At 67.5% G+C, this 26,840-nt stretch carries 29 protein-coding genes and 1 tRNA gene; 11 read left to right on the forward strand and 19 right to left on the reverse strand.

The window, feature by feature from the left end; translation table 11 throughout:
• Positions 1 to 73 precede the first annotated feature (73 nt).
• A complete protein-coding gene (ssb, locus tag FOZ76_RS20115; RefSeq protein WP_143950065.1) occupies positions 74 to 616 on the forward strand; it encodes a single-stranded DNA-binding protein in 543 nt (180 codons plus the stop codon).
• A gap of 60 nt (positions 617 to 676) precedes the next feature.
• Here ssb and FOZ76_RS20120 read toward each other — a convergent pair whose 3' ends face one another.
• The 6 genes from FOZ76_RS20120 to FOZ76_RS20145 form a co-directional block, all read right to left on the reverse strand.
• Positions 677 to 919, reverse strand: coding sequence for a hypothetical protein (locus tag FOZ76_RS20120; protein WP_342781881.1), 243 nt, complete (start codon positions 917 to 919; stop codon positions 677 to 679).
• Positions 920 to 1,008: 89 nt separating this feature from the next.
• On the reverse strand, positions 1,009 to 1,983 hold the full coding sequence (locus FOZ76_RS20125; protein WP_143950674.1) for a Bug family tripartite tricarboxylate transporter substrate binding protein: 975 nt from the start codon (positions 1,981 to 1,983) through the stop codon (positions 1,009 to 1,011).
• Positions 1,984 to 2,053: 70 nt separating this feature from the next.
• On the reverse strand, positions 2,054 to 2,938 hold the full coding sequence (gene nadC / locus FOZ76_RS20130) for a carboxylating nicotinate-nucleotide diphosphorylase (protein ID WP_143950066.1): 885 nt from the start codon (positions 2,936 to 2,938) through the stop codon (positions 2,054 to 2,056).
• A 132-nt stretch (positions 2,939 to 3,070) separates the two neighbouring features.
• On the reverse strand, positions 3,071 to 4,870 hold the full coding sequence (locus FOZ76_RS20135) for an acyclic terpene utilization AtuA family protein (RefSeq protein WP_143950067.1): 1,800 nt from the start codon (positions 4,868 to 4,870) through the stop codon (positions 3,071 to 3,073).
• 75 nt (positions 4,871 to 4,945) lie between these two features.
• On the reverse strand, positions 4,946 to 5,923 hold the full coding sequence (locus tag FOZ76_RS20140; protein WP_425473322.1) for a Bug family tripartite tricarboxylate transporter substrate binding protein: 978 nt from the start codon (positions 5,921 to 5,923) through the stop codon (positions 4,946 to 4,948).
• A 39-nt stretch (positions 5,924 to 5,962) separates the two neighbouring features.
• A complete protein-coding gene (locus tag FOZ76_RS20145; RefSeq protein ID WP_143950068.1) occupies positions 5,963 to 7,117 on the reverse strand; it encodes a CaiB/BaiF CoA transferase family protein in 1,155 nt (384 codons plus the stop codon).
• A 154-nt stretch (positions 7,118 to 7,271) separates the two neighbouring features.
• On the opposite strand from FOZ76_RS20145, the gene FOZ76_RS20150 reads away from it, so the two are divergent.
• Positions 7,272 to 8,195: a LysR family transcriptional regulator gene (locus tag FOZ76_RS20150; protein ID WP_170235551.1), complete on the forward strand. Its 924-nt coding sequence runs from the start codon at positions 7,272 to 7,274 to the stop codon at positions 8,193 to 8,195.
• A gap of 48 nt (positions 8,196 to 8,243) precedes the next feature.
• Here FOZ76_RS20150 and FOZ76_RS20155 read toward each other — a convergent pair whose 3' ends face one another.
• The gene (locus FOZ76_RS20155) at positions 8,244 to 9,341 is read right to left on the reverse strand and encodes a TRAP transporter substrate-binding protein (RefSeq protein WP_143950070.1); all 1,098 of its coding nucleotides are present in this window, start codon (positions 9,339 to 9,341) and stop codon (positions 8,244 to 8,246) included.
• Between the two features lie 173 nt (positions 9,342 to 9,514).
• On the reverse strand, positions 9,515 to 10,459 hold the full coding sequence (locus FOZ76_RS20160) for an SAM-dependent methyltransferase (protein WP_170235552.1): 945 nt from the start codon (positions 10,457 to 10,459) through the stop codon (positions 9,515 to 9,517).
• Positions 10,460 to 10,666: 207 nt separating this feature from the next.
• Here FOZ76_RS20160 and pap point away from each other — a divergent pair, with 207 nt between their 5' ends.
• On the forward strand, positions 10,667 to 12,148 hold the full coding sequence (pap, locus tag FOZ76_RS20165) for a polyphosphate:AMP phosphotransferase (RefSeq protein ID WP_143950072.1): 1,482 nt from the start codon (positions 10,667 to 10,669) through the stop codon (positions 12,146 to 12,148).
• A gap of 26 nt (positions 12,149 to 12,174) precedes the next feature.
• Here pap and FOZ76_RS20170 read toward each other — a convergent pair whose 3' ends face one another.
• Positions 12,175 to 12,600 (reverse strand): RcnB family protein, encoded by a 426-nt coding sequence (locus tag FOZ76_RS20170; RefSeq protein ID WP_143950073.1) that lies wholly within the window; start codon positions 12,598 to 12,600, stop codon positions 12,175 to 12,177.
• A gap of 188 nt (positions 12,601 to 12,788) precedes the next feature.
• Here FOZ76_RS20170 and FOZ76_RS20175 point away from each other — a divergent pair, with 188 nt between their 5' ends.
• Positions 12,789 to 13,124, forward strand: a complete 336-nt coding sequence (locus FOZ76_RS20175; protein WP_170235553.1) for a DUF1488 family protein — start codon at positions 12,789 to 12,791, stop codon at positions 13,122 to 13,124.
• Positions 13,125 to 13,133: 9 nt separating this feature from the next.
• Positions 13,134 to 13,853 carry a hypothetical protein gene (locus tag FOZ76_RS20180; protein WP_143950075.1) on the forward strand — a complete coding sequence of 240 codons (720 nt, stop codon included), beginning with the start codon at positions 13,134 to 13,136 and terminating at the stop codon, positions 13,851 to 13,853.
• A gap of 58 nt (positions 13,854 to 13,911) precedes the next feature.
• Here the strand turns inward: FOZ76_RS20180 and FOZ76_RS20185 are convergent, their stop codons facing one another.
• The gene (locus FOZ76_RS20185) at positions 13,912 to 14,331 is read right to left on the reverse strand and encodes a VOC family protein (RefSeq protein ID WP_211366338.1); all 420 of its coding nucleotides are present in this window, start codon (positions 14,329 to 14,331) and stop codon (positions 13,912 to 13,914) included.
• Positions 14,332 to 14,416: 85 nt separating this feature from the next.
• Between FOZ76_RS20185 and FOZ76_RS20190 the strand changes: the two genes are divergently transcribed.
• On the forward strand, positions 14,417 to 14,962 hold the full coding sequence (locus tag FOZ76_RS20190; protein WP_425473344.1) for a GNAT family N-acetyltransferase: 546 nt from the start codon (positions 14,417 to 14,419) through the stop codon (positions 14,960 to 14,962).
• Positions 14,963 to 15,097: 135 nt separating this feature from the next.
• On the opposite strand, the gene FOZ76_RS20195 is transcribed toward FOZ76_RS20190, so the two are convergent.
• Both FOZ76_RS20195 and FOZ76_RS20200 read right to left on the reverse strand, forming a co-directional pair.
• On the reverse strand, positions 15,098 to 15,856 hold the full coding sequence (locus FOZ76_RS20195) for a TSUP family transporter (protein ID WP_143950078.1): 759 nt from the start codon (positions 15,854 to 15,856) through the stop codon (positions 15,098 to 15,100).
• Positions 15,857 to 15,954: 98 nt separating this feature from the next.
• Complete coding sequence (locus FOZ76_RS20200) at positions 15,955 to 16,845, reverse strand: alpha/beta fold hydrolase (protein WP_211366340.1); 891 nt, start codon at positions 16,843 to 16,845, stop codon at positions 15,955 to 15,957.
• 145 nt (positions 16,846 to 16,990) lie between these two features.
• On the opposite strand from FOZ76_RS20200, the gene FOZ76_RS20205 reads away from it, so the two are divergent.
• The 3 genes from FOZ76_RS20205 to FOZ76_RS20215 all read left to right on the forward strand — a co-directional run bounded on the left by FOZ76_RS20205 (position 16,991) and on the right by FOZ76_RS20215 (position 18,961).
• Entirely contained in the window at positions 16,991 to 18,496 is a 1,506-nt protein-coding gene (locus FOZ76_RS20205; RefSeq protein WP_143950080.1) for a flavin-containing monooxygenase, read from the forward strand.
• Positions 18,493 to 18,768, forward strand: coding sequence for a putative hemolysin (locus FOZ76_RS20210; RefSeq protein WP_143950081.1), 276 nt, complete (start codon positions 18,493 to 18,495; stop codon positions 18,766 to 18,768). The genes FOZ76_RS20205 and FOZ76_RS20210 overlap by 4 nt, the downstream gene beginning before the upstream one ends.
• A 117-nt stretch (positions 18,769 to 18,885) precedes the next feature.
• A tRNA-Lys gene (locus tag FOZ76_RS20215) sits at positions 18,886 to 18,961 on the forward strand.
• Between the two features lie 43 nt (positions 18,962 to 19,004).
• Here FOZ76_RS20215 and FOZ76_RS27735 read toward each other — a convergent pair.
• Positions 19,005 to 19,337 carry a hypothetical protein gene (locus tag FOZ76_RS27735; RefSeq protein ID WP_211366343.1) on the reverse strand — a complete coding sequence of 111 codons (333 nt, stop codon included), beginning with the start codon at positions 19,335 to 19,337 and terminating at the stop codon, positions 19,005 to 19,007.
• Here FOZ76_RS27735 and FOZ76_RS20225 point away from each other — a divergent pair.
• A complete protein-coding gene (locus tag FOZ76_RS20225) occupies positions 19,336 to 21,498 on the forward strand; it encodes a putative bifunctional diguanylate cyclase/phosphodiesterase (protein WP_143950082.1) in 2,163 nt (720 codons plus the stop codon). The genes FOZ76_RS27735 and FOZ76_RS20225 overlap by 2 nt on opposite strands.
• Before the next feature lie 141 nt (positions 21,499 to 21,639).
• Here FOZ76_RS20225 and FOZ76_RS20230 read toward each other — a convergent pair whose 3' ends face one another.
• Complete coding sequence (locus FOZ76_RS20230) at positions 21,640 to 22,347, reverse strand: YncE family protein (RefSeq protein WP_143950083.1); 708 nt, start codon at positions 22,345 to 22,347, stop codon at positions 21,640 to 21,642.
• A 63-nt stretch (positions 22,348 to 22,410) separates the two neighbouring features.
• Between FOZ76_RS20230 and FOZ76_RS20235 the strand changes: the two genes are divergently transcribed.
• Positions 22,411 to 22,797, forward strand: coding sequence for a helix-turn-helix domain-containing protein (locus tag FOZ76_RS20235; protein WP_143950084.1), 387 nt, complete (start codon positions 22,411 to 22,413; stop codon positions 22,795 to 22,797).
• Positions 22,798 to 22,902: 105 nt separating this feature from the next.
• Here FOZ76_RS20235 and FOZ76_RS20240 read toward each other — a convergent pair whose 3' ends face one another.
• The 5 genes from FOZ76_RS20240 to FOZ76_RS20260 all read right to left on the reverse strand — a co-directional run bounded on the left by FOZ76_RS20240 (position 22,903) and on the right by FOZ76_RS20260 (position 26,826).
• Entirely contained in the window at positions 22,903 to 23,154 is a 252-nt protein-coding gene (locus tag FOZ76_RS20240) for a ParD-like family protein (RefSeq protein ID WP_143950085.1), read from the reverse strand.
• Between the two features lie 79 nt (positions 23,155 to 23,233).
• Positions 23,234 to 24,070, reverse strand: coding sequence for a metal ABC transporter permease (locus tag FOZ76_RS20245; protein WP_143950086.1), 837 nt, complete (start codon positions 24,068 to 24,070; stop codon positions 23,234 to 23,236).
• A 67-nt stretch (positions 24,071 to 24,137) separates the two neighbouring features.
• Positions 24,138 to 24,995 carry a metal ABC transporter permease gene (locus FOZ76_RS20250; protein WP_143950087.1) on the reverse strand — a complete coding sequence of 286 codons (858 nt, stop codon included), beginning with the start codon at positions 24,993 to 24,995 and terminating at the stop codon, positions 24,138 to 24,140.
• A complete protein-coding gene (locus FOZ76_RS20255) occupies positions 24,992 to 25,882 on the reverse strand; it encodes a manganese/iron ABC transporter ATP-binding protein (protein WP_170235596.1) in 891 nt (296 codons plus the stop codon). The genes FOZ76_RS20250 and FOZ76_RS20255 overlap by 4 nt, the downstream gene beginning before the upstream one ends.
• 14 nt (positions 25,883 to 25,896) lie before the next feature.
• The gene (locus FOZ76_RS20260; RefSeq protein ID WP_143950089.1) at positions 25,897 to 26,826 is read right to left on the reverse strand and encodes a metal ABC transporter substrate-binding protein; all 930 of its coding nucleotides are present in this window, start codon (positions 26,824 to 26,826) and stop codon (positions 25,897 to 25,899) included.
• Positions 26,827 to 26,840 lie beyond the last annotated feature (14 nt).

Genomic DNA, 26,840 nt, shown 5'->3' on the forward strand with positions numbered 1-26,840 from the left:
CACACAATTGCGGCACGCCGCCGAACTGGCGACGATGCGTGCCCGAACCCTCATCTGGATATGGAGTACTCGTATGGCTTCGGTCAATAAAGTGATTCTGGTCGGCAACCTGGGGCGCGATCCCGAAGTCCGCTACAGCCCCGACGGCGCCGCCATCTGCAACGTGTCGATCGCCACCACGTCCACCTGGAAGGACAAGAACTCCGGCGAGCGCCGCGAAGAAACCGAGTGGCACCGCGTGGTGTTCTACAACCGGCTGGCCGAGATCGCCGGCGAATACCTGAAGAAGGGCCGCTCGGTCTACGTCGAGGGCCGTCTGAAGACCCGCAAGTGGCAGGACAAGGAAACCGGCGCCGACCGCTATTCCACCGAGATCGTGGCCGACCAGATGCAGATGCTGGGCGGGCGCGAGAGCGGCGGCGGTGAAGGCGGCTTCGGCGGCGAGGGCGGTGGTTACGGCGGTGGCGGCAGTGGCGGCAGTGGCGGCGGCGGTGGCGGTCGTCCGGCCCAGCCGCGTGCCCAGCGCCCGGCCGCCCCGGCCAGCCAGCCGGCGGCCAAGCCGGCCGGTGGCGGCATGGGCAATTTCGCCGACATGGACGACGATATTCCGTTCTGAGTCAACTGGCGGCCGGGGTGGCGAAGCCGATCTCCCCGGCCGCCGGGGCCCTCTCAACGGTCAAGGCGTGTCCAGCTTGTCGGCAAAATTCTTGCCCACATGCCGGCTGATGTAGGTGGCCAGCCCGCGTCCGCGCTGTGCCAGTTGCTGCATGCGCGCGACGTGCGCGGCACCCGGTGCCGAGGCGTCGTAGCGATAGATGGCGCCGTCGACGAACTGCACGAGCAGGTGATCCTGCCCGACAGCGTAGGCGACGACGCCCGACTTGCCCGAGAGATTGCGATAGCGTTGCATGGCCGGCATGGTGCGCTCCTGGCGGTGCCATGCGCTGGCCTGCGCACGCGGCGTACCAACGCGTGAAGTCGTCGCCGCCTGGCTTCTCGTCCCGGGCTTCAGTCCACCCGCAGCCCCGCGGCCTGCGCCAACTGCGCGAAGCGCTCGATATCGTGCTTGACGATGCGCTCGAAGACGGCCGGCCCTTCGATCACCGTATTGAAGCCCAGCGCCCGCAGGTCGCGTTGCAGGTCGGGCTCGGCGGCCACGGCGGCGAGGTGCTCGTAGAGCGCCTGGACATGGGCGGGCGCGGTGTCGCGGCGCGCGAGCAGCCCATGCCACTGGTCCAGGGCATAGCCCGGGAATCCGCTCTCGGCCACGGTCGGCACCTCGGGCAGGCCGGGCGAGCGCTCGGGCGAGGTGACGGCGAGCGCCCGGATGTGTCCGGATTCGATGAAGGGCGCGGCGCTGGAGGCCGTGACCAGGGCCGCGCCGACCTGCCCGGCGGCGACGTCCTGCAGGGCGGGGCCGCAGCCGCGGTAGGGTACGTGCAGCAGCGGACGCTGCGCTGCCCGGGCAAGCATTTCGCCGGCCAGGTGCTGGGGTGTGCCGTTGCCGCACGAGGCATAGGGCGGCGCCAGGCCGTCGCGGCCGGCGAGCCATTCGGCCAGATTCCGGGCCGGCGCCGCGGCCGGCACCACGATGACCGTCGGTACGTAGGCCACGTTGATGACTGCCGTGAAATCCTGTTCCGGCGAGAAGGGCAGCTTGCTGAACACGGCGGGGCTGATCGCGTAGGAGCTGTTCACCATGAGCAGCGTCTGGCCGTCGGCGGGCGCGTCGGCGACCCAACGTGCGCCCACGTTGCCGCTCGCGCCGGGACGGTTCTCCACGATGACGGGCTGGCCCGTGCGCGTGGCCAGGCGTTCGCCCAGCTTGCGCGCGAGCAGGTCGGTGCCGCCGCCCGGCGGAAAGGTCACGACGATGGTGATCGGCTGGTTCGGCCAGGCCGCCGGCTGGCTGCTCGTGGCCAGCGCGCCGCCCCGGAATGCCAGGGTTGCGGCGGCGGTGGCGCAGATCGCGAGGGCGAACATGCCCAGCCCGCGCTTTGGAACAGGATGCATGGTGGGGCTCCGGATGTCGGCCGGCTTGCGCCGGCCCGGGTCAGCGTAGGTGGTCCAGCCCGATGTCGAGGACGGTCACGCTGTGCGTGAGCCAGCCGACGGAGATCAGGTCGACGCCGCTGGCGGCAATGGCCGGCGCGCTCTGCGGCGTGATGCGTCCTGAGGCTTCCGTGATCGCGCGCCCGGCGACGAAGGCGACCGCCTGGCGCAGCTCGTCCGGCTGCATGTTGTCCAGGAGGACGGCGTCCACGCCGCTCTCCATCGCCTCGCTCAGTTGCGCCAGCGTGTCGACTTCGACTTCGATCTTGACCAGGTGGCCGACCGCCTGGCGCGCCCGCTCGATGGCCGGGCGCACGCCGCCGGCGATGGCGATGTGGTTGTCCTTGATGAGAACGGCGTCGTCCAGGCCGAAGCGGTGGTTGCTGCCGCCGCCCACGCGCACCGCGTATTTCTGCAGCGAGCGCAGGCCGGGCAGGGTCTTGCGGGTGCACACGACCTCGGCACGGTGGGCGCGGATGCTGTCGACGATGGTGGCGGTGGCGCTGGCGATGCCGGACAGGTGGCACAGCAGGTTCAAGGCGACGCGCTCGCCGGTGAGGATGCCGCGCGCGGGTCCGCTCACCACGGCCAGCGTGTCGCCCGGCGCGAGGCGGTTGCCGTCAGGCAGGCGGGCCTCGAAGCGGATCTCGGGATCGATCAGTTGGAACGCCATGCGTGCCAGGTCCAGGCCGGCGACGACGCCGGGCTGGCGGGCGACCAGCGCGGTCTGCGTGTGCTGTACGGCGGGCACGATGGCATCCGTCGTGATGTCTCCAGCGCGGCCCAGGTCCTCCAGCAGCGCGGCGCGCACCACGGGCTCGACCATGATTGCCGGCAGGGGCGGCACGTTCGTCGCGGCGCGTCGCGCCTCGGGTTTTATGCTCATTTTGAGTATTTGTCGGACAAAAAAAAGCGCCTGTTCCGGTGCTTGGCTAGTTACTTATGCTAGGCCTGAGCATAAGTACTTGTCAATGTGCACTGCAACAGAGCTGCCGGGCGCGCCCGGCGGCTCTGTCGGTCAGCGGCCCAGGGCCAGCAGGCGTTCGGGTACGTTCACCATCATGGACAGCGCGATCTGCCCCATCGACTTGCCCAGCGGGTCGGTGCGCAGGCTCGCCATGCCGCCGCCGTCCAGCGCGTTCTGCAGGACGAAGTTGAAGCCGCCGATGCCGGGCACCTCGTAGCGCGTAACCTCGCCTTGCACCAGATGGGCCAGGTAGGCGCGCAGCCGCTCGGCCGTGACCTCGCGCGCGACATAGGGCAGCAGCTCGGGGTGGCGCGCGATGATGCCGATGTTGGAGATGTCTCCCTTGTCGCCGCTGCGCGCATAGGCCAGGCGGACCAGGGGCACGCTGACCTGGGCTTCCTCGCCGCTGTCCGCGGCCGCGGCGATCGCGGCGCCGCGCGCGGGCGCGTCGGTCGGTGCGGCGGCCGGCGCGGCCGGCACGGCGAGCGCGGCGCCGTCCAGCGTGACGCCGGGGCTGACCTGTTCCTTGGGAATCAGGAAGGTGAAGAGGCGGATCGCCGGCGACACGCCGGGCCGCCCGCCTGCCAGCGAGCCCGTGGTGCCGGGTGCCCACGACGTACCCGCCGGTGCGATCTCCCTGGCGAAGATCTCCAGCGCCGCCTTCTGCGGGTGGCGCACGGCCAGCCGCATGGTCGCTTCGCGCAGGGGCAGGGCCTGCGCATGTGGGCCGTACAGTTCCTCGGTACCGATGACGTTCAGGGCAACCGCGCTGTAGTCCTGCAGGCCCTGGGCGGCGAACATGGCGCGGGTGCGCTCCAGGATGGCCTCGCCAGTGCGGCGCGCCTTGGCGACCGCGTCGAAGCCCACGATAGAGAGGGTGCTCTGGCAGCGAAAGCCATCCGCATAGGTCGCCGAGACCTTGTAGTGCGCCGTGGGCGCGCGGCCGCGGGCCTGACTCACCCGCACGCGGTCTGCGCCCACGTCCTCGATGCGTACCTGGGTGAAGTCGCAGACCACGTCGGGCAGGACGTAGCTCGCCGGGTCGCCGATCTCGTAGAGCATCTGTTCGGCCACCGCCGGGGCGATGACCAGGCCGCCGGTGCCCTCGGGCTTGGTGACGACGAAGCTGCCGTCGGCATGGCATTCGATGATCGGGTAGCCCATGTCGGCCCAGCCCGGCACCCGGTCCCAATCGGTGTGCAGCCCGCCGGTGGCCTGGCAGCCGCACTCGATGATGTGGCCGGCGAGCGAGCCCGCCGCGAGCCGGTCGTAATCGTCGGCGCGCCAATCGAACTCGTGCATGAGCACGCCCAGCACCAGCGCGCTGTCGACGACGCGGCCGGTGATCACCACGTCGGCGCCGGCATCCAGTGCCGCGCGCAGCGGCAGCGCGCCCAGGTAGGCGTTGGCGCTGATGAGCCGGGCAGGCATCGGCGCGCCGCTGTAGAAGTCGGTCACGCCCTGCGCGCGCAGCGCCTCGGCCTGGGCCATCACGTCGTCGCCGTCGACCACCGCGATGCGCACTGTCACGCCCAGCTCCTCGGCCAGGGCGGCGAGCGCGGCGGCGCAGGCGTGCGGGTTGATGCCGCCCGCGTTGGAGACCAGCTTGACGCCGTTCTGCACGCAGGTCTTGAGAATCTGCCGGCACGCCACGTCCACGAAGTCGGTGGCATAGCCGCGTTCGGGATTGCGCGCCCGCGCGCCCGCCAGGATCGACATGGTCAGCTCGGCAAGATAGTCGAAGCTGATGTAGTCCAGGCCCTGCACGGCGGCCAGTTGGGTGGCGCCGGTGGCGCTGTCGCCCCAGAACCCGGAGGCGCCGCCGATGCGGACGATCTTGTCGCTGCTCATGTGTTCTTCCTCGTTGTGTGCGGTTTGCGCCCGGCCGGTTGCCGGCCGCCCGCGGCCGGCGCCGTCATGCCGCGCTCATTCGGGTTCGATACCGGCCGCGCGTATCACTTCGCCCCACTTGCGCGACTCCTCGGCCTGGAATTCAGCGAGACCTTGCGGCGTGGTGGTGAACACTTCGGAAGACGAGGCGGCGCGTATGCGCTGCATGGGCGCGGCCTCGTTGGCGGTCACGAACATCTCGTGCAGCTTGTCGACGACGGGCTGCGGTGCGCCCGGGGGCAGGTACATCGCGGTCCAGTAGGAGACCTCGTAGCCCGGCACGCCGGCCTCGGCCACCGTGGGCAGATCGGGCAGGATGGGCGTGCGCTTGGCGCCGGTGTAGCCTAGGGCGCGCAGCTTGCCGCTCTGCACGTGCGCGATGGTGCTCGAGACGTCCGAGAACACGACGTCGATCTGCCCGCCGATCAGGTCGATGTGCGCCTGCGGGTTGCTCTTGTAGGGCACGTGCAGCATCTTCACGCCGGTCAATTGCTGGAACATTTCGCCGCCCACGCGGCTGGACGAGCTGCCGCTGCCGAAGGTGAGCCCGCCCGGCTTTTCCTTGGCGAGCGCGATGAACTCGCCGACCGACTTCACGGGCGAGCCGGCGTTGACCACCATCAGCATGGCGCCCTTGGAAAGCGCCGTCACCGGGGTGAAGTCCTTGACCGGGTCGTAGGGCAGGTTTTTGTAGAGATGCTCGTTGGCCGCGTGGGTGGTGTTGGTGGTCATGAGCACCGTATAGCCGTCGGGCGCGGCGCGGGCCACGTCCTGCGCGGCGAGCGAGCCGCCCGCGCCGGGCTTGTTCTCGACCACCACGGTCACGCCATAGCGCTCGGTGAGCGCCTGGCCGAAGGCGCGCGCCTGCTGGTCGGTGCCGCTGCCGGCCGCGAAGGGCACCACCATGCGGATGGGGGCGCTGGGGAACTCGGCTGCGGCGGCCACGTTCGTGGCGAGCGCGAGGCCGGCGATGGTCAGGCCGAGGGCGGCCTTGCGCATCAGGTTGGGGATCATCGTCTTCTCCTGGCCTCTACCGGGCCGTCGTTGGTGGTATCAGGGCGCCGGATGCGCCGCGATGCCGTGGCAGGCATTGTGCTCGCCCAGCCGCGGCGCGGCGTGCGCCGGCAGCGGACGTTGCCCATCCAGGCTGAGCGGCAGCGCGGTGAGCGTGAAATCCTCGCCGGGCACCTGGGCGTGCAGCCCGAGCGCCTGCACGTGCGGTTCGGCCAGCGCCTCGGGCAGACTGTGCACCGGCGCGCAGGGAATGCCGGCGGCGCTCAGCCGTTCGAGCCAGACCTCCCGCGGCGCCTGTGCGAGCCGTTCGCGGATCTGCGCGAGCAGCGGCTCCTTGTGCTGCAGGCGGGCCCGGTTGGTGGCGTAGCGTTCGTCGGCGAGCCAGTCGTCGTGTTCCATCAGTTGGGCGAACTTGGCGAACAGGCGGTCGTTGCCGCAGCACACGAGCACGGGCAGGTCGGCGGTGTCGAAGGCTTCGTAGGGCACCATGCCGGGGTGGCCCGAGGCATGCCGCTCCGGCAGCTTGCCCTCGTTGACGTAGGCGTCCGCCTTTTGCGCGGCCCAACTGAGCGCGGTCTCGAGCAGGGAAGTCTGCACGATGCCGCCGCGGCCGGTGAGATGGCGGCGCTGCAGCAGCGCGAGGGCGCCGAGCACCGCCCACATTCCCGAGCCCTGGTCGCAGATCGAGGCGCCCACGCGTGTCGGCGGGTCGTCGGGGCCGCCGTTCGTGCTGGACAGCCCGCTGTAGGCCTGGATCAGCGGCTCGTAGCCAGGCTTGCCGGCGTGCTCGCCGGCGTGGCCGAAGGCGGAGATCTCGCAGTAGATCAGGCGGGGATGGCGGGCGCACAGCGCGGGCCCGTCGATGCCGAGCTTCTCGACCACGCCGGGGCGCAGGTTGTGCACCAGGATGTCGGCCTGCGCGGCGAGCGTCTCGAAGGCGGCAAGCCCGGGCTCGGCGGTCAGGTCCAGCGCGATCGACTGCTTGCCGCGGTTGAAGATGTGAAAGGTGAGGGCGTCGCCGTGGCGAAAGTCCCGGCCCATGCGGCGCGCGTCGTCGCCGCCTTCGACGCGCTCGATCTTCAGGACTTCGGCGCCGAGGTCGGCCAGGATGCTGCCGGCGAACGGGCCGGCCAGCACCTGGCCGAGCTCGAGAACGCGGATGCCGGCCAGCGGCTGCGCGGGGGCATGCGACATGGTCTCCTCCAGCCCGTGGTCGGGCATTGGTTCCGCGCCTCCGGATGCCGGGGCGCGATGCGAGCAGTATAGGCAGGCGGCATGATACGGAGAAGTGCGTATTGCTGATGCCTGTAATAACCTTGGCGCATCAATGTATCGCCCGGTCGCTGTCATGAGCACGTCTGTCCGCATTCCCCTGACGCCCCAGCAGCTCAAGGCCTTCGTCCATCTGGCCGAAGCCGCGAGCTTTCGGGTGGCCGCCGCCCGCGCGCACGTATCGCAGCCGGCGCTCAGCCGCACCATCCAGCACATCGAAGCCGTGGTCGGCGCACGCCTGTTCGACCGCGATACGCGCAGCGTGGCGCTCACCGCCGCGGGACGCGAACTGCTGCCCATGGCCAGGCGCATCGTGGCGGAATTCGACGACACCTTCGCCGACCTCGTGCAGTTCGTCGAAGGCCGGGGCGGGCGCGTCGTGATCGGCATGCTGCCCTCGATGGGCGTGCATGTGCTGCCGCGGGCGATCGCCGAATTCCGCGCCGCCTACCCCGGTGTGCTGTTCCGCCTGCGCGGCATGTCGGCCGCGCCGCTGTTGGCCGCGGTCGAGGCCGGTGAGGTGGATTTCGCCGTCGGCACCCAGCCGCCCGCCGGCCGTTACCTGACCTTCACTCGGCTCGGGCTCGACGAGTTCGTGCTGGTGTGCCGCGAGGACGATCCGCTCGCGCGGGAACGCTCGGCGGCCTGGGCGGTGTTGCGCACACGGCCGCTGATCGCCGTGTCGCCCTCGAGCAGCATCCGCCCGCTGACCGACACGGCCTTCGCGCAGGCCGGGCTGTCGATTACGCCGGCTTACGAATGCGAGGGTGAGCTGTCGATCTGCGGTGCGCTGGTGCGCGAAGGGCTGGGGGTGATGGTCGTGCCGCGGCTTGCCACGTGCCTGCTGGGCGGCGGGCCGATCGCGGCCGTACCGCTGCGCCGCCCCACCGTGCGCCGGGCGGTCGGTATCGTAGAGCGCAAGGGCCGCAGCCTGTCAGCGGCGGCGCAGCGCTTTCGCGACCAGTTGCTGCGCCTGCCGCCGCAATGGCTGGCCGGGTAGGGCGCGCCATTGCCCGCCCCGGCCACGGCCATACCCGTGCCGGCTCGATCAGCGGCGGCCCACGGCGCCGGACATGTACTGGTCGAAGTTGTTCTCGGCCACACGGAACCACGGGATCTGCGTGTCGCGGAACGCCATGTAGTGGTCGTAGATCTTCTTGAACTTGGCGTTGCTGCCGGCAAGTTCGGCGTACACGGCGTTGGACTCCTTGAAGCAGGCGTCCATCACATCCCTCGGGAAGGAGCGCAACTGGGCGCCGTTGGCGACCAGGCGGCGCAGCGCCTGCGGGTTTTCCACGTCGTAGGTGCCGATCATCATGTTGGTGGCGTGGGCGGCGGCATTGGCTAGCACCGCCTGGTAGTGCTTGGGCAGGCCGTCATAGGCCTTCTGGTTGACGTACAGGGAGACTTGCAGCGTGCCCTCCCACCAGCCGGGGGTGTAGTAGAACTTGGCCACCTTGTTGAAGCCGAGCTTTTCGTCGTCGTAGGGCCCGATCCATTCGGCCGCGTCGATCGTGCCCTTTTCCAGCGCCGGGTAGATGTCGCCGCCGGCGATCTGCTGGGGCACGACCCCCAGGCGGGAGAGCACCGCCCCTGCGAACGCACTGACGCGGAACTTCAGGCCCTTGAGATCGTCGACCGACTTGATTTCGTTGCGGAACCAGCCGCCCATCTGGGTGCCGGTGTAGCCGCAGGGGAAGTTGACCACGTTGTATTCGGCGAAGAATTCCCGCAGCAGTTCCATGCCGCCGCCGTGCATCACCCAGGCGTTCATCTGGCGCGTGTTCAGGCCGAAGGGCACGGCGGCATCGAAGCTGAACGTGGGATCCTTACCGTAGTAGTAGTACGACGCCGAGTGGCCGCATTCGACCGTGGCGTTCTGGACCGCATCGAGCACCTGCAGGGCGGGCACGATCTCGCCCGCGGGAAAGGCACGGATGTTGAACTTGCCACCGGTGGCCTCGGACACGTACTTGGCGAGGTCCTCGCCCCCGCTGTAGATCGCGTCCGCGCTGCGCGGAAAGCTCGAGGCCAGGCGCCAGTTGAGGGTGGGCGCATCCTGCGCGAAGGCCGGCGCGGCGACGGTGGCTGCGCCGGCGGCGACAGACCCGAGAGTGGCTTGCTTGAGGAACGAACGGCGTTGCATCGACTAGTCTCCAGTATCCCGTCGTCGACGGGGGCGATAGGCAGGCGGCCCCGCTTACCGGCCTCTTGTGGAGGCCCCTTCCGCCTGGCTGGGTCAGCCGTTCGAGCATGCCACAACTTGTTTCCGGGAACTATTGGTAATTCCTCGCTGTCGTGCAGTCGGCCCAGCCCCCCTCACCACTCGCCGAGCAGGGCCGCCGCGGCTTGCATCTCCTCGTTGCTGGCCGCGCCGCTGCCGCCGATGGCGGGCGCCTCACCCACGCGGCGGGCAATCAAGGCGCGCTCGCCTCGTGCGCTGCGCAGAACGCCGCGCAGCGTGTCCGCCTCGACGGCGGCATCGAGCTGCTGCAGCTCGCCGGCGGGGTCGGTATAGGCGAGCTGCAGCCGGTTGCCGCTCAGGCGGGGCTCGCGCAGGCTGGTCGCCAGGTCCGTCCAACGCGCCAGGCCCTGCACCCGCTGGAACGTTTGTTCCAGTTCGAGCGTGAGGGGTTGCGACGTCCCGTCCTCGGCGCGCCAGACGCCGCCGGCGTTGGCCGGCACGATCCAGAGGTGCCCGTCGCGCCCTTGCACCTCGGTGCGTTCGTCGGGTGTCCAGGCGCCCATGTCGAAGGCATGGGTGACGATGCGCGTGCCCGGGGCCATCGCGAGCAGTTGCGGGCGCAGCCGCAGGTTGAGCGTGGGCAGCAGGTACATCGCCACGATGCTGGCGTACGAGAAGTCGGTTTCGAAGACATCGCCTTGCGCGAACTTCACCTGGTCGGCCACGCCTTCGGCCTCGGCGAGGCCACGCGCGTACTCGACCATCTTGGCGTCGTACTCGACGCCCAGGCCAGGGGTGCCGAAGTCGCGCGCCGCGGCGATCACGAAACGGCCGTCGCCCGAACCCAGGTCCACGAGCTTGTCCTGCGGGCCGGCACCCGCCATGCGCAGCAGGCGCTCGATCATGCTGTCCGGCGTGGGCAGCCACATGACGTCCCTGCCGACGCGGCCGAGCTGGGGTTCGAAGGTCTCGGCCGCGGCGGCGGGGCCGAGCAGACCGGCCGCGGCGACGGCGGCGGTGCTGGCGAGAAAGCGACGGCGTGCGCCGGAGGAAAGCGGATTCGAGGGTGCTACGGGCAAAACGGAGTCTCCTGTGCGTGGGGGTGCCGCCGCGCTGCGGCGAGCTGCAACCTTAGCATTGCGTCGGGAACGCATGCTGCGTGCGCGCACCGCATCCGGGCTTGCCGAGAGCGCCGCGGCATGGCGAGAATGGCCGTCGCCGTCCTCCAGGCCCCGCCGGCCGGTGCCGGCGCCGAACGACCGCGCTCACGAGGGAGAGTCGCATCGATGAACGACATTCTGGCGTACGCAGAAACCGACCCGGTGCTTGCCGAGAACGACGATGGCGCGCGCGAAGCGGCCTTGCGCACCGAGTTGCTGGTGCAGCAGTACGAACTGCTCGCGCGCGAGGACCGCGCCATCCTGTTCGTGGTCGCGGGCCTGGATGGCGCCGGCAAAGGCTCTGCGGTGAACCTGCTCAACGAGTGGATGGACCCGCGCCACATCCGCACCCTCGCTTTCGGCACGCCCACGCCGGAGGAACTGGCGCGGCCCATGATGTGGCGCTACTGGCGGGAGCTGCCCGCGCGCGGACGCATCGGCATCGTGTTCGGGTCCTGGTACCAGGCACTGTTCGCGCAGGCCGCGCGCCGCGCACGGGACGAAGAGGCGCTGGAGTCCATGGCGGCGGCGGTGCGCCGCTTCGAGGCCATGCTGGTGGCGGACCATGTCCAGGTGGTCAAGCTCTGGTTCCACCTCTCGCGCGACGCCCAGCGCGCCCGCTGCGCGCGTCTGGCGGCGAACCCGGATACGGCCTGGCGCGTGTCGCCGGACGATCTCAAGGTGGCCAAGCGTTTTGCGCGGCTGCGCGAAGCGGGCGAGCGGGTGATCGCCTCGACCCATGCCGAGCCTTGTCCGTGGATCGTGGTTCCCTCGGCGGACGATCGCTTTCGCGCCATGCGCACGGGCGAGGTGGTGCTGGCGGCGTTGCGCACGCCGCCCCCGGCGCCGAGTTTCGCCAAGCCAGTCAAGGTGGCCGACGGACGCCTGGACAATCTGGACTATGGCGATGCCGCGATGAAGCGCGGCGCCTACGAGAAGGAACTCATGCACTGGCAGGCGCGCGTGGGCCGCGCCGTACGCCAGGCGCGCTTTGGCCGCCGTTCGCTGGTGCTCGTCTTCGAGGGCAAGGATGCCGCGGGCAAGGGCGGCGCGATCCGCCGTGTGGGGCACGCACTGGACGTGCGCCAGTACCGCATCGTCCCGATCTCGGCGCCGAACGACATCGAGCGCGCGCACCCCTACCTCTGGCGCTTCTGGCAGCATGCGCCCACGCCGGGCCGGGTCACCATCTTCGATCGCTCCTGGTATGGCCGCGTGCTCGCCGAACGCGTGGAGCGCTTCGCTTCGCGCCGGGACTGGATGCGGGCCTATGAGGAGATCGACGATTTCGAGGCGCAGTGGGTGGCGCACGGTGCGATCCTCGTGAAATTCTGGCTCAGCATCTCCGACGATGAGCAGCTCAAGCGCTTTCGCGAACGCGAGAAGACTGCCTTCAAGAACTTCAAGATCACGCCCGACGACTGGCGCAACCGTCGCAAGGGGTCGCAGTACCGGCGTGCGGCCGCCGACATGCTGGCGCACACCGACACGCCGCACGCGCCCTGGCACGTGATCGCGACCGACGACAAGCGAACTGCGCGGGTACAGGTGCTGCGCACCGTCGCCCAGGCCCTGGAGCGGGCGCTGTCGACGGGCGACGAGACATGAGTGTCGGCGCGGGTTCGCGCCGTGGTTCAGCGCCCGGCGATGGCCTGCAGGATCATGCCGGTGGCGATCCCGACCAGCAGGTATTCGCCGTTGACGTGCACCCACTGGTGGCCGCGCGGCGGGGGGCGGAAGTTGTAGGCGCGCCAGTCGCGCACCACGTAGCGCGGTTCGCGATAGCGTGCGGGCAGGCGGTCGCCGCGGCCCCAGCGTGGGCCGCGCGGCGGCGGCACCACGATGACTTGCGGCGGCGGGCCGCGGTGCCATGCCGGTGGCGGGCCGCCGCGCCAGCGGTCGTGCCGGTCTCCGCGACGGTCATGGCGGTCGTGCCGATCGTGGTCGCGCCAGGAGCGCTCGTGGCGAGGGCCACGGTCATCCCGGTCGCGGGCCAGGGCGTTGCCGGCGAGGCTCAACGCACAGAGCGCGGCGAGAGCGGCGGCGATGTAGCGTTTCATGATGCGTCTCCTGAGTTGATGGATCGCAGTGTAGCGACGCCGCCCGCGGCAACTGTGGAGGAATGTTGAACGAATGTAAGGTCTATGTTGGGCCGAGCCCCGACGGGGCATGCGGATTGCTGGATCGGCGCGCGGACACGGGCCCGGGTGCGGCCGACATGTGTTGCATTTTGCAGGATCTTGCTACTATGCGAAGAAAAATACCGACGGAGGCGTCGATGCCGGTGGGCGAATCCGACGACGCAGCGCCAGCAAGCACGCCGGTCGCGGACCATGACGGCGTGCGTTTCACGATCTTCTACGAAGTGCATGGCCCCAAGGTGTTCGTCATCGGCGCCGACGTGCTCATGCGGTGTTTCGGTGCCCCCAGCGCCCAGGCGGACGCCCTGTTGAACGCTTTTCGGCGGCACGAAGCACAGATCGTGGCGGCGGCCGGACGGCATCGCACCTCGGCGGGCGGCCTGACGGCCCTGTGCGAGGCGGACTTCGAACCAGGGGCGCCGCCGGCAGCATTCTCCTCGTAAGGAGCGAAGGTGAAGAACGAGATCGTACTGCGACTGTTGCCGCTACAGGCGCACGACGCCGTGGCCACGGAGCAGGCCCTGCCCCCGGGCACCCAGGTCTTTCTGGCGCCGGTTCCCGATTTCCCCGGGGTCGAGGATGCCGTGGTCGTGTCGCTCGATCCGGATGGCGCCCAGCCCGTCGGCCGCGTTCCCGGAAACGACAACAGCCGGCTGTTCACGCGCCTCACCCGGGGCTCCATTGCCTCGGCCCAGGTGCAGGGGGCGGCGCCGCGCGGTGGCGTCATGCTGCGGATCCGGGTGGAAGACTTCGGCAATTCGGGCCTGCCCGTGGATACGCGAGAGGTGCTGCCTTCTCGGCCGCCACGCCGTACGGCCGTCCTGAGCCTGGCCGAGGCGCCGACCACCTTCGAGCGCGACGACGTCAACGCGTGGGTCCGGCAGATCGCGGCGCGCATCGGCGAAGCCGAGAGCCGCGGCGAGGACATGCAGGCGTTCATGGATGATCAGTTCACCGAGATGCGCGCCTACGAGGCCCGGCTGCCGCCCGCCTCGCGGCAGCGGCTGCGCGAGTGGTATTACCAGGAAGTGTCCCGCCTGGACGAAGCCTATGGCCCGGCCAAGGCATGGCTTTCCGGGCAGGAGCAGCCGAAGCAGGGCGGCATACGCCGTTGGCTGTGGCTGGTCGTGATCCTGCTGCTGGTGATCGGGATGATCTACGAGGCGCGCTGAAGGTTCGTGCGCGAGCCAGGCCGCTCATGCGCCAGGCCTCCTTGCGCTCGCTCATTCTTTAATAGTTCGCCCAGATGCCCGGAGTGACGAGTTCGAGCAGATTGTCGTCCGGATCGCGGAAATACACGCTCACCGCGCCGCGCGGCCAGCGCACTTCGCCTTCGATGTCGATCTCGTGCGCGGCCAGACGGCTGCGCCAATCGTCCAGGCTGGCCGCCGCCACGGCGAAGGCGTAGTGCGCGCCACCCGCACCCCGGTGCGGCGGGATGCTGCCGCCCGGCAGCACTTCGGTCTGGTGCGTCGCGCCCTGCTGGAACAGCAGCAGGGCGCTGGGGCCCACCGGATAGGCCGTCATGCGATGATCGTCGAACATGGGCTCGAGCTGCAGCACGGTTTCGTAGAAGCGGCGTGCGCGCGCCATGTCGGCGACATACAGGCCGGTTTCGAGCACGGCGTCGAGTCTGGGCGTTGCTGGCATGGTGATCTCCATCGGGCATGGCACGAACCGCCGCAAGCCGCGGGCCTGCGCAGTATCATCGCTTCCTTTGCGACCTGACACCCCCATCATGAGCACCGTCCGCTCCGTTTCCTCGCCCACCGTGCGCGACGCGCGCGAAGACGACATGGCCCGCGTGCTGGAGATCTACACGCCCTATGTGCTGCACGGGCGCGCCACCTTCGAGGAGCAGCCGCCGACGCTGCAGGACATGCTGGCCCGTCGCGCTGCGGTGCTCGCCGCCGGCCTGCCCTACCTGGTTGCCGAGCTGGATGGCGCGATTCTGGGCTACGCCTATGCGGGCTCGTACCGGGCTCGTCCTGCCTATCGCTACACCATCGAGGACTCGGTCTACGTGGCCGACGGTTCGGGCGGGCTCGGCGTGGGCAGCGCGCTGCTGGCCGCCCTGGTCGCCCGCTGCGAGGCCGGCCCATGGCGGCAGATGGTGGCGGTGATCGGCGGCAGCGACAACCTGGGGTCGGTCGCGTTGCATCGCCGCATGGGTTTCGAGCCGATCGGCACCATGCCCGCCGTCGGCTACAAGCTGGGCGACTGGGTCGATACGGTCATCATGCAGCGCCCTTTGGGGCCAGGACGCAGCACCGCGCCGTAGATCCGCGCGGCGCGGGCACTTGTCGGCGTACATGGCCTGTTGCGCTGCGGCCGGCAGGCTCGACAGCCTGTCGTGCCGGGCCGTGTCGCAGGCGGCGAAGCCAGCGCGGGCGCGGTTGGCGCCCGCGCCACGGTCTCAGCCGTTCGGCACGAGCAGCACGATGCCCGACAGAATCAGCAGCAAAGTGACGGCCAAGCGCAGCGCGGCCGGGGAGGGGGCGTAGCCGATGCGGTGCTGTGCCCAGGTAATGCCCTGGACCACCGGCAGCGCACCCGCAGCGAGCCAGAACGACTGCATCGTGAAGCCCCCCACGCCGAGCACCATGACCAGCCGGGCGAGCGAGGTGAAGGCGAAGCTGGCGATCAGGGCCTGGCGTATCTGTTCGGCCGGCATGGGCTGGCGGAACATGTGAAAGACCAGCGGTGGCCCGCCGGTGGAGAACAGGCCGCCGAGCAGCCCGGAAAGCACGCCCGCGGCGGTGAAGCTGGGCGGCGGCGACATCGTGCTGCGGCCCTGCCGCTGGAGCAGGAGCAGGACGGCGCACACGATGATGCTCGCGCCCAGCAGGGCACGCAGCATCTGCACCGAATGGTTGCCCAGCCAGGTGAGTATGCCCACGCCGATCGCCACACCGACCAGGCTGCCCGTCAACGTCGGGCGCAGCCAGCGCCAGGGCGGGCTCGCGCCGCGCAGGCGAAAGTAGGCCCAGGCGTTGGCCAACGACAAGATCATGGCAGCGTTGGCGGCATCGTGGATGGTGGCCAGATCGAACACCGCGACCAGGCTCAGCAGGATCAGCGAGAATGCGAAACCGGTGAGGTTCTGGGCAATCGTTGCGAGCGCAACACTGACGAGAAAGATCAGGTAGGGGCCAAGAGCAGGCAGTGATGTCATGCGGGCAGCGGACGCGGCGCTGAAGGTGTGGAGGGGCAAGGAGGGCGGGCGCGGCCGGCGCGCCCGCCAGGGTGATTAGAGCATGCGTGGCGCCGCGCTCACGCGCGCGCGGCGAGCTCGGCGATGGCGTCGGCAATCTGCCGGTTCAGCGCGTGCGGAATGTTGTGCCCCATGCCGGCGATCTCCAGCAGGCGCGCGCCGGGCACGTGCGCGGCCGTGTCGCGCCCGCCTTCGGCCCGTACCAGCGGATCGTCGGCACCGTGGATCACCAGCGTCGGCACGCTGAGCCGCGCGAGCGCGGGCCGCCGGTCCGGCGCGGCCAGGATGGCGGCATACTGCCGGGCGAACCCGTCCGGCCGGAAGGCCCGGTCCAGGTCTTCCTCGGCACGCGCGCGCAGCTCGGCCGCGTCTTCCGCGTGCGCCGGGCTGCCGATCACCTGCGCACGCATCACGGCCTCGTCCAGGAAGGCGGCGCGATCGACCCGGGGGTCGGCCCTGCGTCCCGTCAGGGCCTGCGAAGCGGCATCGGTGGCTTTGGGAAGATCGGGGTTGCCGGTGCTCGACATGATGGAAGTCAGGCTGGCCGTGCGTTGCGGATGCCGGATCGCCACCAGTTGCGCGATCATGCCGCCCATGGAAGCGCCCGCGACGTGCGCGCGCTCGATTTGCAGATGATCGAGCAGGGCGGCGACGTCGTCGGCCATGTCGTCCAGCGTGTAGGGAACCGCCGGCGCCTCGCCGCGGGCCTTGGCCGCCAGCACGGCGCGAAAGTCGGGTACGCCGGCGTCTTCGTGGCCATCGGACAGGCCGATGTCGCGGTTGTCGAACCGGATCACGCGAAAGCCATGCGCGGCCAGGGTTTGCACGAAAGGTTCGGACCAGCGCGTGAGCTGCGTGCCCACACCCCCGATCAGAATAATCGGTTTGGAATTCTCAGGGGCACTGATCTCGTAATGGATGCCTACTCCGTTGCAGATGGCCTTGGGCACGTGTGTCTCCTTTTCATGGTTGTCGTCAGGCTGCGCCCTAGGATACCGCGTCGCTGCCGAGCGTGCCCCGGTATGCGGGAAAGCACGGGGTGGCTGCCAAATTCGTAAAGGTAGTATGGTGGTCGACGACCCACGGAGTTCGTCCATGTCCACTTTGCACTTCGATGTCATCGTCATCGGCGCCGGCCTGTCCGGGATCGGCGTCGCGCGCTATCTGCAGCAGCGCCTGCCCGGCAAGCGCTACGCCATTCTCGAGAGCAAGGCCCGCATGGGCGGCACCTGGGATCTGTTCCGCTATCCCGGCATCCGTTCCGACAGCGACATGCACACCATGGGGTACGCGTTCAAACCCTGGACGGAACCCAAGGCGATTGCGGACGGCCCTTCCATCCTGTCCTACATCCGGGAAACGGCCGCCGAGAACGGCATCGAGCAGCACATCCGCTACGGTCATCGCGTGCGCGTAGCGGCCTACAGTTCGACCACCCAGCGCTGGACGCTGCGAGTTGAGCACGAGGGCCGCACCCTGGCGTTCAGTTGCGGGTTCCTGCTGTCCTGCGCTGGGTACTACCGCCACGACGAGGGCTATCTGCCGCGTTGGGAAGGCTACGAGGACTATCGCGGCACGCTGGTGCATCCGCAGTTCTGGCCCGAGGATCTGGACTACACCGGCAAGACGGTCGCCATCATCGGCTCGGGCGCCACGGCGGTCACGCTCACGCCCTCGCTGGCGCAAAAGGCCGCCCACGTCTACCAGATCCAGCGCTCGCCCACCTACATCGTCAACCGGCCGGCGCAGGACCGCTTCGCCAACACGCTGCGTCGCTGCCTGCCGGAGCGCCTCGCCTACGGCATCACGCGCTGGAAGACCATCATGGCCGGTGCGCGCCGGCGCAAGCGGATGGCCCGCGACATCCAGCGCGCCAAGCGCATGCTGGTCGCCGACGTCGCCAGGCAGCTCGGCCCGGATCTCGACTGGCGCACACACTTCGTCCCGGACTACTGGCCCGGCCAGCAGCGCATCTGCGTGGTGCCGGACGGCGACATGTTCCGCGCCCTGCGCGCAGGCAGCGCGAGCATGGTCACCGGCCGGATCGAGCGCTTCACGGCCACCGGCCTGCGCATGGAAGGCGGCCGCGAGATCGACGCCGACATCGTCGTCACCGCCACCGGCCTGGTGCTGCAGTGCCTGGGCGGCATGCAGGTGAGCGTGGACGGCCAGCCGGTCGACCCGTCCCGCCTGCTCATCTACAAGGGCTTCATGTATTCCAACCTGCCCAACTTGATCTATTTCACCGGCTATACCAACGCTTCCTGGACCCTCAAGATCGACCTCGTCGCGGACTACGCCTGCCGCCTGCTCGCGCACATGGAGCGCGCCGGCCACACTCAGGTCGTCCCGCTGGCCGATGACGCCGCCTTCGCCCAGACCGGCAACGCCCTGGCCAAGTTCACCGCCGGATATGTTGTACGCGCGGCACACCGCATGCCCAAACACGGCGCAAAATACCCCTGGCTCCATGAGCAGGACTATTTCTGGGACCGCAAAGTATTGCGCAGGGGTAAGATCGACGACGGTACGCTGCGGTTCTCGCAAGGCGAGGCCGTCATCCTGCCGGAAGCGCAACAAGTGGAGGCGAGTGCGGCATGACCACGATCGTACGAGGGCTGGGCGCGGCGTTGACGGCAGGCGTGGTGTCGGCATGTTCGTCTCCCAGCGCCGTGCCGCCCGTGGCCGCCGGCCGGGACACGCAGCGCATCGGCATGGCCAACCCGGCGTCCGTGTACTGCCGCTCCCAGGGCGGCAGCAGCGTTCCCATGCTGGGCCCTCGGGGTGAGTACGCCCTGTGTCGCCTGCCCGACGGCACGCGCGAGGAAGAATGGTCGCTCTATCGCAGCGCCAATCCCGTGGCGTCGCGCTAGGCGCTGCGCCGGTAGCGCCTAGGCCCCGCTTTGCGCGACGCGCAGTTGCGCGCGGAAAAAAAGCCCTATATAATTTTGTTTCTTCGCAGCACGCACAGCAGTGCGCGTGACGCCGAAGGGCTGTTAGCTCAGTTGGTAGAGCAGCGGACTCTTAATCCGTAGGTCGAGTGTTCGAGCCACTCACAGCCCACCAGAATTCTCCAGTAGTACAAGCATCTATCTAGTAGTACAAGCACTTAGCCGCTACCCGCTCGGAGCGGCTTTTTGTTTTGGGCCGACTGTGCCGCAAACGTGACGTTGGTGACGTTGTTCACGCACGTGGGGCCGTACCAGGCGCCCAGGTGCGCATACGCCTTCACCATCTCCAGCGTCTCGCAGTCGCCCGACCCCTTCAGCGCGAACAACGACGTGCCCGACTGCACCGTACGGGCGCGGCCGAGGTTGGTTACTGCGTCGGTTCCTGCGGTAAGCGGTGTGGGCACGTCCGGTGTGGGCACGTCTTTAGCTAGCTTAATTGCACTCACGTTTCGGTTAGTGTCAACCGCGTGTTCAGCGAGCGATACAGTCATGCACACTCTGCAATATCCGGTGCCGGAGGATGAGGAGAGGCGCCTCAATGTCCTGGCCGAGTATCAGCTCCTGGATACTCCAGCGACGCAAGACTTTGATCGGCTCGTCAACCTGGCGGCCCGTCTATTCAGAGTCCCCATCGTCCTTATCTCGCTCGTCGACAGGGACAGACAGTTTTTCAAAGCTCGTGTCGGGCTTGACGTGTGCGAGACCAGCCGGGAAGTGTCGTTTTGCGCCCATGCGATCATGCAGGACGACATTCTGCTCGTGCCGGACGCGCTCGCGGATTTGCGCTTTTCGTCGAATCCGCTTGTGCTTGGTCCGCCATTCATCCGCTTTTACGCGGGCAAGCCGCTTGCGGCATCCACAGGTGAAAAGTTGGGTACGGTGTGCCTTATCGATAGCGAGGCTCACACCCACTTTAGCGAAGACGATCGCCAGAACCTGTCCGATCTGGCCGCTCTGATTGTGGATCGCATGGAGATGTACCGCCTCGAGCATCTCAGATCCGTCAGTCAATCGCGCTTCGAAAACATTGCTGTGACATCTCCGGACGCAATCATATGCTCTGATGTTGCCGGAAAGATAACCTTCTGGAATCGCTCAGCGGAACAACTCTTCGGTTATGCCGCTAAGGAGGTTCTGCACAAGCCCGGCTCTGTGATCGTGCCCGATAGCTGGCGGCGCATTTATGACGACGAACTCGAACGGCTTCAGCACGGCGACGAGATGAAGCTCGCCGATCGGACCATTGAGCTCTCCGGTTTGCGCAAAGACGGCACCGAGTTCCCTGCCGAACTATCGCTGTCGACGTGGGGCGAGGCGGACAATGTCAGTGTCGGCGCTATCGTACGGGACATCACTGAGCGCCGGAAAAACGAAGAGCGATTGTTCCGTCTGGCCTCGATCGACGCGCTGACGGATCTTCCTAACCGCGGGGCATGGCGTGCCTGCCTGGAGACCACGCTTGCGGGCGAAGTCGCGGTGACAGTCCTGCTTTTGGATCTCGATTGCTTCAAGGAAGTGAACGACACGCTCGGTCATTCAGCGGGCGATGCTGTCCTGAAAGAGGTTGCGCAACGTATGGCAACCGCCTGCGATGACGCAATCATGCTTGCCCGCTTGGGAGGCGACGAGTTCGTGGCGTTGTTGCCTGGCAACGACGAGGCGCGCGCACGCGCTGCCGCCGAACGACTGGTGGCTGCCATCTCGAAGCCCTATGAGTTTGGCGGGCAATCGATCGAGATCGTTGGCGTGAGCATCGGTATCGCCTTGGCCCCCCTGCATGGTGTTCTCGGTGAAGAGGTGTTGGGAGCGGCTGACCTCGCCCTTTACAAGGCCAAGGCAGCCGGCAAGGGCGGCTACGAGATGTTCACGCCAGCATTCCGGGAAGTAGCGATTGCGCGTAGAGCGTTCCAACGAGAACTCCGTCAAGCTTTCGAGAACGCAGAATTCGAACTCTTCTATCAGCCGGTGATGTTTGCCCACACTCGTAGGCTGGCCGGGGCGGAGGCTCTGATCCGCTGGCGTCATCCATTGCGTGGGCTGCTGACGCCTGCGTCATTCATCGATGTGCTGAGTGAGAAGCCTTCAGCTCCTGCGATCGGAGAGTGGATCATGCGCACCGCCTGCCGCCAGGCGGCGCAGTGGCGCAAGACAGTTGCTGACTTTACGATCAGCGTCAATCTGTTCGAGGCGCAACTGCGATCGGGGTACCTGCTGACCGCTGTCCAGGATGCGCTGGCGGATACGGGGCTGCCGGCAGATGCGCTCGAGCTTGAAATCGTCGAAAATATTCTGTTGCGTGACGACAAGTCCACCTCGAAGCTCCTGGAGGGGCTTCGCGAACTTGGGGTCAGCTTGGCCTTCGACGATTACGGCACTGGCTTTGCGTCTTTGAGTCTCTTGAAGCGCTACCCTGTGAGTCGCCTGAAGATCGACCGCTCGTTCATTCGCAACGTGACCAGTGACAAGGAAGATGCTGCCGTGGTGACAGCCATCATCTACCTTTGCAAGAGTTTTGGTCTCGAGGTCATCGCTGAAGGCGTGGAGACAGAATCGCAGTTGGCATTTCTGCGAGAAAGCGGGTGCCCCCAGGTGCAAGGTTTTCTGTTCGGAGAACCCATGCCGGCCCCTGACTTTGCTGCTCGCTTCCTCTGAAAAGCCACGGGTCGCTGGTGCGCGCGCCCTTGTCGGGTGAGCAAGGGACTTGCACCCGCTAGTGGGTGCGTCCTGCCGTCATACGAAAAAAAACCGCCCTGCTTGCGGCAGGGCGGTTCGGCTTGGTCGACTGACTATCGGTCAACGTGGCGGCAGATCGATGCGCACCAGCTTTTCCGGCAGTGCCGGCTGGCCGCCCGGGTGCTTGCGGGCTGCGCGGCCGTCGGGCATGGTGCCCATGCCGGGGTCGTTCTTGACGGTGACGAACAGCGCGTTGTCGGCTTCGTCGTAGGCCAGACTGTTGGGCATCGGCGGCACGTCGATGACTTGCAGCAGGTCCAGGCTGTCGCTGTCGTAGATCGACACCTTGCCGCCTTCGCGGTGGGTGACGAACAGGCGCTTCTTCTTGCTGTCGAGGAGCAGGTCGAGCGGGCCGTCGGCGGCGGCCACCTGGCGGGTTTCCCTGCCGGTGGTGCTGTCGATGGAGATGATCTGGTTACCCGGATTGACCGATTTGAAGTTGACGATGTCCTTCTCCTGGAAGTAGCGCATGCGCGCCGCGCCCTGGTCGACCGCGAGGATGCGTTTGCTGGAAGGCTCGTAGACCATCGTGATCGCCTGTTCGGTCTGCAGCCGCACGCGCGAGGTGATGGCCATGTTCTCGGTGTCGACGGTGAACAGTTCCGGCGTGAAGCTGGACACGAACAGGCGCTGCCCCTCGATGTCGATGGCCATGCCCGGCGCCTTCACCGTGCCGAAGCCGGGCAGGGTGTGCGTGACCTGCATGGTGCGGGTATCGACCACGTACAGCGTGTTTTCCTTGTACCAGCCCTGTCCGTTCAGGTACATCCGATGGCGGGTGGGGTCCAGCGTGATGTACGACGAGATCGATGCGGAGACCGTGGAAATGGAGTGAAGACGGATATCCGACCGATACGCAATGATGCTGACTACAAGGCCGCGCTCAAGGAGGTTGCCCGATTGATGGAGAACGATCCGGATCAGGGAACACAGGAAGGCGACCGTCTGGATGTGCTGGCGACGCTGGTACAGGCGTACGAAGCGAAGCACTATCCGATCGAATTGCCCGATCCGGTTGAGGCGATCAAGTTCCGGATGGAGCAGGGTGGACTGACGGCCAAGGACCTGGAGCCGATGATCGGCAAGCGCAACCGCGTCTATGAGGTGCTGAACCGCAAGCGGTCGCTGACGCTGCCGATGATCTGGAAACTGCACCGGGAGCTGGGTATTCCCGCCGAGAGTTTGATACGGCCCCCGGCGGAGCCGGCGCAGGTATGACCGATGAATCCGGCATGCCCGACGACTAGGGGCCGGAGGCACGCCGAACCAGCGGTACCGCTTGGCAAGCGGAGTACGCCCGATCTCTGCCCGAATGCCTTCATTTCAGGCAACGCGCGTTCCCTTCTCGGAGATCTTGGCATCCACGTGGGCGATCAGCGCGTGCAGATCGCCGTCGGCTTTCTCCGCTTCGAGCAGAAGGCGGCAAAGCTCGGTGTAGGTCAGCGATGGATAGAGCTCGGCAAGCATCCCGACGCGCAGCCAATGCTCGGCTTGCGCATTGATCGAACGGCTGAACGCTGCACTGGCGGTACGCAGACTCTCGTGCAGGGCTTCGGAAATCTTGACCAGTCCCATAACTTGCCTCGTCGATGGTTGGCATACGTTTCTCAGCCTACCTGGGCCGGCAGGCAGATGCCGGTTGCCAGCGGCCGTTCTAGCGCGGCGACTGGCGCCGGGCAGACCAGGATCTGCATGCAAATACGATGACGAACAGCCCGGACAACGTGACCACAATGGTGGGAGCAGGCGCGCTGTCCAGGAAGAAGCTAGCGTAGACACTGAACAGGCAGGCCGACACGGCAATCATCACCGCGCAGCACATCATGGCGCCAAAGGTGCGGGTCAACAACATGGAGATGGCGCCAGGTGCGATGAGCAGCGAAATGACCAGGATGATGCCGACGGCCTGGAGTGCGCCCACGATGGTCAGCGACAGCATGGCCAGCAGCCCGTAGTGCAACAGGCCGACTCTCAGGCCCACGGTGCGCGCCTGCACCGGATCGAAGGCATGCAGCAGGAAGTCGCGCCACTTCAGCCCGATGATGCCTGCCACGAGCAGCGCGATGGTGCCGCTTTCGGCCAGGTCTCTCCCGTTCACACCCAGCATGTCGCCAAAAAGAATGTGATCCAGGTGGACATCGGTATGGATGCTTGTGTAGAGCACGACACCCAGTCCGAACATACCCGAGAACACCACGCCCATGACCGTGTCCTGCTTGAGCCGGCTGTTCGCCTGCAGGTAGCCGGTACCGACCGCGCACACCATGCCGGCGGCCACGGCCCCCAGCCCCAGGGGCACGCCCGCCATGTAGGCCAGCACCACGCCGGGAAATACCGCGTGCGAGACCGCATCGCCCATCAGCGCCCAGCCCTTGAGCACCAGCAAGCAGGACAGCAGGGCCGTGGGTACGGCCACCAGCACGGAAATCAGAAGCGCCTGACGCATGAAGTCGTATTGCAGCGGCGCCAGCAGAGCGTCGGGCAGGGTCATGTAATCCTCTTGGCGTTGCGCGCCGCCCCCTCGGCGGGAGCATCGCCCCTGAGGGTGTCCGGCGGATTCATGGTGTCTCCTCTTGCGAAGCCGCTCGGCGGCGCGCCGCCAGCAGCCCATGCTTGGGGGCGAACACGAAGGCCGCCAGGAAGCACGAAGTCTGCAGCAGGACGATGATCCCGCCCGTGGCCCCGTCCAGAAAATAGCTGGCATAGGCGCCTACGAAGCTGCTGACCGCCCCGATGGCGACGCTGATCGCCAAAAGGCGTGGAAAGCGGTCCGTCAGCAGGTAGGCCGTGGCGCCCGGCGTGACCACCATGGCCACCACCAGAAAGGCCCCCACGGTCTGCATCGCCGCCACCGTGCACGCGGACAGCAGGCAGAAGAACAGCACCTTCATGCGAGTCGGATGGATGCCCACCGAACGAGCGTGGCTTTCGTCGAAGAACACCACCATCAGGTCTTTCCATTTGACCAGGAGCACGGCCAGCGAGAGGACGCCGATGATGGCCAACTGCAGCGTGTCCTCGGGTGTGATGGCCAGGATGTTGCCCAGGATGATGGTCCGGATGTTGACCGAGGTGGGCGCCAGCGAAGTCATGAACAACCCCAGGCCGAAGAAGGCCGAGAACACCAGGCCGATGACGACGTCTTCCTTCAGCCGGGTGCGCTGGTTCAGGAACAGCATGGCGCCTGCAGCCAGAAGGCCCGAGAGAAAAGCGCCCGCGGAGAACGACAGGCCCAGCATGTAGGCGCCGGCCACGCCGGGCACGATGGCGTGGGACAAGGCGTCGCCGATCAGCGACCAGCCCTTGAGCATCAGGTAGGCTGACAGGAACGCGCATACGGTGCCCACCAGGGCAGACACCCACATGGCGTTGAGCATGTAGTCGTAGCCGAACGGGGCGGCAAGCTGCGCCATCATGACGATTGCTGCCGCGAGTGTGTTCCGGGCTCGCGCGGCGTCGCGGTCTCGCCGTAGAACACCAGGGGCCGTTCGTCGTCGGAGAAGATGCCGACGCTCTGCGCGCGCCGTTCGTCGGTCTCACTGAGCATGAAGTGCCTGAGCACGCCGCCGAAAGCGGCCTGCAGGTTGGCGCGCGTGAACACCTGCGAGGTCGGCCCGTGGGCCAGCACCGTGCGGTTGAGCAACACCGCGCGGTCGCAGAACTCGGGTACGCTGCCCAGGTTGTGAGTGGACACCAGCATGACCCGGCCTTCGTTGCGCAACTGGCCCAGCAGTTCGATGATGGCGTCTTCGGTGGTCACGTCCACTCCCGTGAAGGGCTCGTCGAGCAGGATGACGCGCGCATCCTGCGCCAGGGCCCGCGCCAGGAACACGCGCTTTTTCTGCCCACCCGAAAGTTCGCCGATCTGCCGGGTGCGCAGCGCGTTCATGCCCACCCTGACCAGCGCCGTATCGACGGCCTGCCGGTCGGCCGCCTTGGGACGACGCAGCAGGTTCATGTGGCCGTAACGTCCCATCATGACCACGTCTTCCACCAGGACCGGAAAGTTCCAGTCCACGTCCTCGCTCTGGGGCACGTAGGCAACCAGCCTGCGGCGCAGTGCCTGGGGCGCCGGCATGCCCAGCACCTCGACGCGGCCGCGCGCCAGGCGCACAAAGCCCATGATGGCCTTGAACAGCGTGGACTTGCCGCTGCCATTGACCCCGACCAGCGCGGTGATGGTGCCCGCGGGAATCTCGAAGCTGGCGCTGCGCAACGCCGTATGACCGTTCCGATAGGTCACGGTGGCATCGTCCACCCTCAAGCCGCATGGCTGTCCGGCCGAAGCACCGTGCGCGCGCACGTTATCCTGCCCGGTCAAGGTTCCAGCCCTCGCGCGATCGTGTCGGCGGTGACGCGCAGCAAGTCGAGGTAGGTGGGCACCGGCCCATTCTGTTCGCTGAGCGAATCGACATAGAGCACGCCGCCATAGCGCGCGCCGGTTTCGCGGGCGACCTGACGCGCCGGATCGGCCGACACGGTGCTTTCGCTGAACACGGCGGGTATGCGGTTGGTGCGTATAGCGTCGATGACGCGCCGCACTTGCTGTGGTGTACCTTGCTGGTCGGCGTTGATGGGCCAGAGATACAGTTCCTCGAGGCCGAAGTCGCGGGCGAGGTAGCTGAACGCCCCTTCGCTGGAAACCAGCCAGCGGCGCTCGGGCGGGATGGACTGCAATCGCTTGCGTATCGGCTCGATGGCGTCACGGATACTCGCCTTGTAGGCTTGTGCGTTGGCTCGATAGGTGTCGGCATTGGCCGGGTCGTGCTCGGCCAGCGCATCGCGGATATTGTCCACGTAGACCAGCGCGTTGTCGGGCGACATCCAGGCATGTGGATTGGGCTTGCCGCGATACGGGCCGGATTCGATACCCATGGGTTCGATGCCCCTGGTGACGACCACGCTGGGTACCTCCTTGAGCCGCTGGAAGAAGCGTTCGAACCAGAGCTCCAGGTTCAGGCCGTTCCAGAGCACCAGTTGCGCGCCCTGCGCGCGAACCAGGTCGCCCGGGGTAGGCTGGTACTCGTGGATCTCGGCGCCGGGCCGCGTGATGGACTCGACCTCGGCCGCATCGCCTGCCACGTTGCGAGCCATGTCGGCAATGACGGTGAAGGTGGTGATGACCTTGAGTTTCTCGGCTGCGTGTGCGCCGGAGCAGACCAAGGCCAGCGCTGCACTCAAAGCCAAGCCGAAAGCGCAGGTCGAGAATGAACGGCGGGAACGGCCCAGCCAGCGATGCAGCAACATGGAGTGGCTCCTCG

It is taken from the genome of Verticiella sediminum (genome assembly GCF_007558815.1).
Classification (GTDB): domain Bacteria; phylum Pseudomonadota; class Gammaproteobacteria; order Burkholderiales; family Burkholderiaceae_B; genus Verticiella; species Verticiella sediminum.

Coding starts and splice junctions, on each gene's coding strand:
- FOZ76_RS20120 (WP_342781881.1), bottom strand. CDS start 919: ATGCCGGCCATGCAACGCTATCGCAATCTCTCGGGCAAGTCGGGCGTC.
- FOZ76_RS20155 (WP_143950070.1), bottom strand. CDS start 9,341: ATGCAACGCCGTTCGTTCCTCAAGCAAGCCACTCTCGGGTCTGTCGCC.
- FOZ76_RS20260 (WP_143950089.1), bottom strand. CDS start 26,826: ATGTTGCTGCATCGCTGGCTGGGCCGTTCCCGCCGTTCATTCTCGACC.
- FOZ76_RS20225 (WP_143950082.1), top strand. CDS start 19,336: ATGCACACTCTGCAATATCCGGTGCCGGAGGATGAGGAGAGGCGCCTC.
- FOZ76_RS20210 (WP_143950081.1), top strand. CDS start 18,493: ATGACCACGATCGTACGAGGGCTGGGCGCGGCGTTGACGGCAGGCGTG.
- FOZ76_RS20150 (WP_170235551.1), top strand. CDS start 7,272: ATGAGCACGTCTGTCCGCATTCCCCTGACGCCCCAGCAGCTCAAGGCC.
- FOZ76_RS20195 (WP_143950078.1), bottom strand. CDS start 15,856: ATGACATCACTGCCTGCTCTTGGCCCCTACCTGATCTTTCTCGTCAGT.
- FOZ76_RS20135 (WP_143950067.1), bottom strand. CDS start 4,870: ATGAGCAGCGACAAGATCGTCCGCATCGGCGGCGCCTCCGGGTTCTGG.
- FOZ76_RS20175 (WP_170235553.1), top strand. CDS start 12,789: ATGCGAAGAAAAATACCGACGGAGGCGTCGATGCCGGTGGGCGAATCC.
- FOZ76_RS20145 (WP_143950068.1), bottom strand. CDS start 7,117: ATGTCGCATGCCCCCGCGCAGCCGCTGGCCGGCATCCGCGTTCTCGAG.
- FOZ76_RS20185 (WP_211366338.1), bottom strand. CDS start 14,331: ATGCCAGCAACGCCCAGACTCGACGCCGTGCTCGAAACCGGCCTGTAT.
- FOZ76_RS20245 (WP_143950086.1), bottom strand. CDS start 24,070: ATGACCCTGCCCGACGCTCTGCTGGCGCCGCTGCAATACGACTTCATG.
- FOZ76_RS20170 (WP_143950073.1), bottom strand. CDS start 12,600: ATGAAACGCTACATCGCCGCCGCTCTCGCCGCGCTCTGTGCGTTGAGC.
- pap (WP_143950072.1), top strand. CDS start 10,667: ATGAACGACATTCTGGCGTACGCAGAAACCGACCCGGTGCTTGCCGAG.
- FOZ76_RS20250 (WP_143950087.1), bottom strand. CDS start 24,995: ATGATGGCGCAGCTTGCCGCCCCGTTCGGCTACGACTACATGCTCAAC.
- FOZ76_RS20240 (WP_143950085.1), bottom strand. CDS start 23,154: ATGGGACTGGTCAAGATTTCCGAAGCCCTGCACGAGAGTCTGCGTACC.
- FOZ76_RS20125 (WP_143950674.1), bottom strand. CDS start 1,983: ATGTTCGCCCTCGCGATCTGCGCCACCGCCGCCGCAACCCTGGCATTC.
- FOZ76_RS20230 (WP_143950083.1), bottom strand. CDS start 22,347: ATGTACCTGAACGGACAGGGCTGGTACAAGGAAAACACGCTGTACGTG.
- FOZ76_RS27735 (WP_211366343.1), bottom strand. CDS start 19,337: ATGACTGTATCGCTCGCTGAACACGCGGTTGACACTAACCGAAACGTG.
- ssb (WP_143950065.1), top strand. CDS start 74: ATGGCTTCGGTCAATAAAGTGATTCTGGTCGGCAACCTGGGGCGCGAT.
- nadC (WP_143950066.1), bottom strand. CDS start 2,938: ATGAGCATAAAACCCGAGGCGCGACGCGCCGCGACGAACGTGCCGCCC.
- FOZ76_RS20140 (WP_425473322.1), bottom strand. CDS start 5,923: ATGATCCCCAACCTGATGCGCAAGGCCGCCCTCGGCCTGACCATCGCC.
- FOZ76_RS20205 (WP_143950080.1), top strand. CDS start 16,991: ATGTCCACTTTGCACTTCGATGTCATCGTCATCGGCGCCGGCCTGTCC.